The organism is Sphingobium sp. ba1, assembly GCF_000743655.1.
Taxonomy (GTDB): domain Bacteria; phylum Pseudomonadota; class Alphaproteobacteria; order Sphingomonadales; family Sphingomonadaceae; genus Sphingobium.
In genome coordinates this window covers 312,670-317,292 of record NZ_JPPQ01000006.1, presented here as the reverse complement: position 1 = coordinate 317,292, position 4,623 = coordinate 312,670, and the positions used below count along the sequence as shown (strand labels likewise).

The window sequence follows — 4,623 nt, the reverse complement described above, 5'->3', positions numbered from 1 at the left end:
CGATCGCCTGCGCCGCCTGCACATAGGCGGGGCCGCCGCATACCGTCCACGCCTGCGGAATGGCGATGCGCGGGATGCTGCGCAGCGCGGGATGGTGCAGCATTTCCGTGCCCTGATCGGTCACTTTCTGCGTCGCGCTTTCGATGATCAGATAATCGGGCCGCGACGCCACCATTTCCTCCAGGCTCATCTGCGACAGAGCGGGTTTGCCCAAGCGGGTCGCGAGATTGCTGACGCCCGTGCGCACCAGCAGATCGTCGATCAGCGTGCCCGATCCGGTCAGATAGCCGCGCCGCTGATAATAGGCCGCGACCGGCGCGCGCGCGGGACGGGGCAGCCGCGCCAGATCAGCCTCCATCCGCGCGATCAGCGCCTCGCCGCGCGCCGGATGCCCCACCGCCTGCGCCACCTGCCGGATCGAGGCCAAGATGCTGGCGTAATTTTCCGCCGATTGCAGGTCGAGCGTGCGGAAGGGCAGGGTCTTGAAAGGGGCGAGCGCCGGATGCCCGCGCGCGGGCAGGCCGATCACCAGATCAGGCCGCGCCGCCAGCACTTCCTCCGACGTGCCGCGCAGCATCGGCAGGCCGCGCGCCGCCTCTGCCGCCGCCGACATATCGGGATCACGCACATTGCTGGTCAACCCGGCAATCTGCCCCCGGTCGGCCAGCGCCAACACCAGTTGATCGGAACAGAGGTTCAGCGACACGATACGCTTGGGAACACCACCAACCCGTTCCGCCGCCACAACGGGCAAGGCGACGCACAACAGGCAGGTGGCGAGGGCGAGCGAGCGCAAGATCATCATCGCGCTTCCATAACGCCCCGGTGCCGTGACACAAGCAAGCCCGATCGGACCCCATGCGCCTGACCCATGAACCGCCTGCGCCGCGCCATCGTGCGTTGATGCCGCTGCTGATCGCCGGGGTGGTGATCGTCGCGGTCGCCTCGCTGCGGCTTGGCCCGGTGACGCTTTCGCTCGACCGGCTGCTGGCCGTCGTCATGGGCCATGGCGATCCGGTCGCGACCACCATATTGCTCGACCTGCGCCTGCCGCGCACGCTCATCGGCCTGCTGGTCGGCGCGATGCTGGGGCTGGCGGGGGCGGTGTTGCAGGGCTATTTGCGCAATCCGCTGGCCGAACCCTCGGTACTGGGCGCATCCAATGCCGCCGCGCTGGGCGCGGTCGCCGCCATTTATTTCGGCGTGGCGGGCTGGCATCCCGCGATGCTGCCCTTGCTCTCGATCGCCACCGGGCTGATCGCGCTGCTGCTGCTCTTCACTCTGGCCGGGCGCGCGGAAAGCGCATTGACGCTGATCCTGGCGGGCATCGCCGTATCGACGCTCGCCGGGGCGGGGATCAGCCTTGCGCTCAACCTCTCGCCCAATCCCTTCGCCGCGATGGAGATCATGACCTGGCTGATGGGGTCGATCGAAAACCGGTCGATTGATCATGTCTGGATCGTCCTGCCCTGCGTGATCGTCGGCGGCGCGCTGCTGCTGATCGACCGGCGCGCGCTCGACGCGCTGACGCTGGGCGAGGATGGCGCGCGGTCGCTCGGCGTCGATCTGCGCCGCACCCGCACCCGCCTGCTGCTGGGCGTCGCGATCGGCGTGGGCGGGGCGGTGTCGGTGTCCGGTTCGATCGGCTTCATCGGCCTCATCGTCCCCCATCTCGTCCGCCCGCTGACCGATCGCAGCCCGTCCGCCATCCTGCTCCCCTCGCTGCTGGGCGGCGCGATCCTGCTGGTCGCCGCCGACATCTTGGTCCGCCTGATCCCCACCACCAGCGAGTTGAAGCTCGGCGTGGTCACCGCCTTCCTCGGCGTCCCCATCTTCCTGCTCCATCTGTTGCGGGAGCGGCGGACATGGTGACGATCCGGGTCGAAGGGCTGTGCGCCAACCTCGGCCGCCGCGCCGTGCTGCAGGATATCGATGCGACGCTCGCGCCTGGCGCGCTGATCGGCATTATCGGCCCCAATGGCGCGGGCAAATCGACGCTGGTGCGGGCCATGCTTGGCCTGATCGACACGACCCACGGCAGCGTGACGATCGACGGTCGCGCCATCGCCACCCTGCCGCCGCGCGAGCGTGCCCGCGCCATCGCCTATCTGCCGCAGGGCCAGACGTTGCACTGGCCGCTGAGCGTCGAGCGGCTGGTCGCGCTTGGCCGCCTGCCCCATCTTGGCCCGATGTCGCGCATCGGCGCGGCGGACCATGACGCCATAGCGGCGGCGATGGCCCGCACCGACGTCGCCCATCTCGCCGACCGGATCGCCACCGAATTGTCGGGCGGCGAGCGCGCCCGCGTCATGCTCGCCCGTGCGCTGGCCGTTGGCGCGCCGGGCCTCGCCGTGGACGAGCCGCTGGCCGCGCTCGACCCCGGTCATCAGATCGACGTCATGCAATTGCTCGCGCGCGAAGCGCGGGCGGGTGGGCTGGTCATCGCCGTGCTGCACGACCTGTCCATGGCGGCGCGCTATTGCGACCGGCTGCTGCTGCTCGATCGCGGTACGCTGGTCGCCGATGGCACGCCGGACGCGGTGCTGACGCAGGACCGGCTGCGCGCCGTCTATGGCATCACCAGCCGCATCGACCTTGCCGCCACGCCGCCGCTGGTCGCCCCGCTCGACCGCTGGAGCGCTGCGCCTGACCATGGAGAATAAGATGCCCCAAGCCCCCTTCTGGTCCAGCCCCGCCGACTTCGACGCCGCCCTGCGCGCCATGCCCGGTCCCGACACGGATGCGATCGCCGCCGCCGCCGCGCGGCAGGCGCAATTGACCAAGCCCACAGGCTCGCTCGCCCGGCTGGAGCAACTCGCGCTGTTCTTTGCCGGGTGGCAGGGGCGGGCGATTCCCGCGCTCGACCAGGGTCGGGTGCTGATCTTCGCGGGCAATCATGGCGTCACCATCCATGGCGTCAGCGCCTTTCCCGCCACCGTCACCGCGCAGATGGTCGCGAATTTCAATGCTGGCGGCGCGGCGATCAACGCGCTGGCCGGTGCTGCGGGCCTCGACCTGCGCGTCGTGCCGATCGACCTTGACCGCCCGACGGACGATTTCACGCAAGGCGCGGCCATGAGCGAGGCGGACTGCCTCGCGGCGCTGGCGATCGGCGCGGCGGCGGTGGAGCCAGGCCTCAACCTTCTCCTGCTCGGCGAGATGGGCATCGGCAATTCGACCGCCGCCGCCGCCCTCGCCGCGCGCAGCCTGGGCGGCAGCGCCGCCGACTGGGTCGGGCCGGGCACCGGCGTCGATGCCGGCGGCATCGCCCGCAAGATCGCGGTCATCGACCGGGCGCTCGCCTTCCACGCCGACGCGCCGCTGACCCCGTTCGAAACGCTGCGGCGCGTGGGCGGGCGAGAGATTGCTGCAATGGCAGGCGCAGCGCTGCGGGCGCGGCAGTTGCGCATCCCGGTGATGCTCGACGGGTTCATCAGCGGCGCGGCCATCGCCCCGCTCGCCGCCGCTTATCCCGCCATCGTTGACCATTGCATCGCGGGCCATTGTTCGGCCGAACCCGGCCATGACCGGCTGCTCCGCCAGCTTGGCCTCGATCCGCTGCTGCGCCTTGGCATGCGGCTCGGCGAAGGCAGCGGCGCAGCGGTGGCGGCCAATATCGTCCGTTCCGCGCTCGCCGCCCATGCGCAGATGGCGACCTTCGCGCAGGCCGGCGTGTCGGGCGCGGCATGACGCCCCGGCTGCTCCATTTGCTGCGCCATGGCGCGCCAGAGACGCCCGGCCTGCTGATGGGCCGCACCGATGGCGCACCGACGCAGGCCGGGATCGACGCCTGCCGCGCCCGCGCCGCTAACCTTGGCATAAGCACCATCATCAGTTCCGACCTGACCCGCGCCAGCGCCGCCGCCGACGCCATCGGCCGTGACCATGGCCTGCCCGTGCTGCTCGACCCGCGCTGGCGCGAGCTGGATTTCGGCGCCTGGGATGGCCTCGCCCCGTCCGCCGTCCCAGCGCAGGCCTTTGCCCGCTTCCATGCCGATCCCGACGCCAGCCCGCCACCGGGCGGTGAGCGCTGGTCGATGCTGGTCGATCGCGTCGCTGCCGCCACGGCCGCGCTGACCACCGACTCCACCCTCATCCTCACCCATGGCGGCGCGATGCGCGCGGCCATCGCCTATCATTGCGGCCTGACGCCCGCGCAAAGCTGGGCGTTCGACTTGCCCTATGCGTCTTTGCTGTCGTTGCGCCTGTGGCCCGGCCCGCAGCCTGCCGCGCAGATTATCGGCCTGCATCCATGAAGGGGCTGATCATCGCGCTCCAGTTCATGACCCGCCTGCCGATGCCGCGCGTCACCGCCTCGGCGCAGGATTTCGCCCGGTCGATGCGTTGCTTCCCCGTCGTCGGCCTGATCCTGGGCGCGCTGATCGCCGCCGCCTGCGGGGCGGGGGCGCGGATCGACCCCTGGGTCGGCGCGCTGCTAGGCCTCATCGCCTGGGTCGGGCTGACCGGCGCGCTCCATCTCGATGGCCTTGGCGACATGGCCGATGCGGCTGGCGCGGCGCATAAGGACAGGGATCGCCTGCGCGCCGTCCTGTCCGACCCCCATGTCGGCAGCTTCGGCGTCGTCGCGATCGCGCTCCAGCTCATCGCCAAGCTGGTCCTGCT

Annotated in this window: 6 protein-coding genes; 5 read left to right on the top strand and 1 reads right to left on the bottom strand. The window is 70.8% G+C overall.

Features of this window, described 5'->3' with window-relative positions; all coding sequences use genetic code 11:
- The coding region (locus tag IL54_RS01755) for an ABC transporter substrate-binding protein (protein WP_076605439.1) at positions 1 to 805 on the bottom strand (805 nt) is incomplete at its 3' end.
- 53 nt (positions 806 to 858) lie between these two features.
- On the opposite strand from IL54_RS01755, the gene IL54_RS01750 reads away from it, so the two are divergent.
- The 5 genes from IL54_RS01750 to IL54_RS01730 all read left to right on the top strand — a co-directional run.
- Positions 859 to 1,872: a FecCD family ABC transporter permease gene (locus IL54_RS01750; protein ID WP_037472461.1), complete on the top strand. Its 1,014-nt coding sequence runs from the start codon at positions 859 to 861 to the stop codon at positions 1,870 to 1,872.
- Complete coding sequence (locus tag IL54_RS01745) at positions 1,866 to 2,663, top strand: ABC transporter ATP-binding protein (RefSeq protein WP_037472459.1); 798 nt, start codon at positions 1,866 to 1,868, stop codon at positions 2,661 to 2,663. Before IL54_RS01750 ends, IL54_RS01745 begins: the two co-directional genes overlap by 7 nt.
- A 1-nt stretch (position 2,664) precedes the next feature.
- Complete coding sequence (gene cobT, locus IL54_RS01740; RefSeq protein ID WP_052027502.1) at positions 2,665 to 3,690, top strand: nicotinate-nucleotide--dimethylbenzimidazole phosphoribosyltransferase; 1,026 nt, start codon at positions 2,665 to 2,667, stop codon at positions 3,688 to 3,690.
- Positions 3,687 to 4,256 (top strand): histidine phosphatase family protein, encoded by a 570-nt coding sequence (locus IL54_RS01735; RefSeq protein WP_037472457.1) that lies wholly within the window; start codon positions 3,687 to 3,689, stop codon positions 4,254 to 4,256. The genes cobT and IL54_RS01735 overlap by 4 nt, the downstream gene beginning before the upstream one ends.
- Positions 4,253 to 4,623, top strand: a 371-nt coding sequence (locus IL54_RS01730; protein WP_037472571.1) for an adenosylcobinamide-GDP ribazoletransferase, incomplete at its 3' end; no start/stop codon positions are given. The genes IL54_RS01735 and IL54_RS01730, both read left to right, overlap by 4 nt.

Coding starts and splice junctions, on each gene's coding strand:
- IL54_RS01750 (WP_037472461.1), top strand. CDS start 859: ATGCGCCTGACCCATGAACCGCCTGCGCCGCGCCATCGTGCGTTGATG.
- IL54_RS01745 (WP_037472459.1), top strand. CDS start 1,866: ATGGTGACGATCCGGGTCGAAGGGCTGTGCGCCAACCTCGGCCGCCGC.
- cobT (WP_052027502.1), top strand. CDS start 2,665: ATGCCCCAAGCCCCCTTCTGGTCCAGCCCCGCCGACTTCGACGCCGCC.
- IL54_RS01735 (WP_037472457.1), top strand. CDS start 3,687: ATGACGCCCCGGCTGCTCCATTTGCTGCGCCATGGCGCGCCAGAGACG.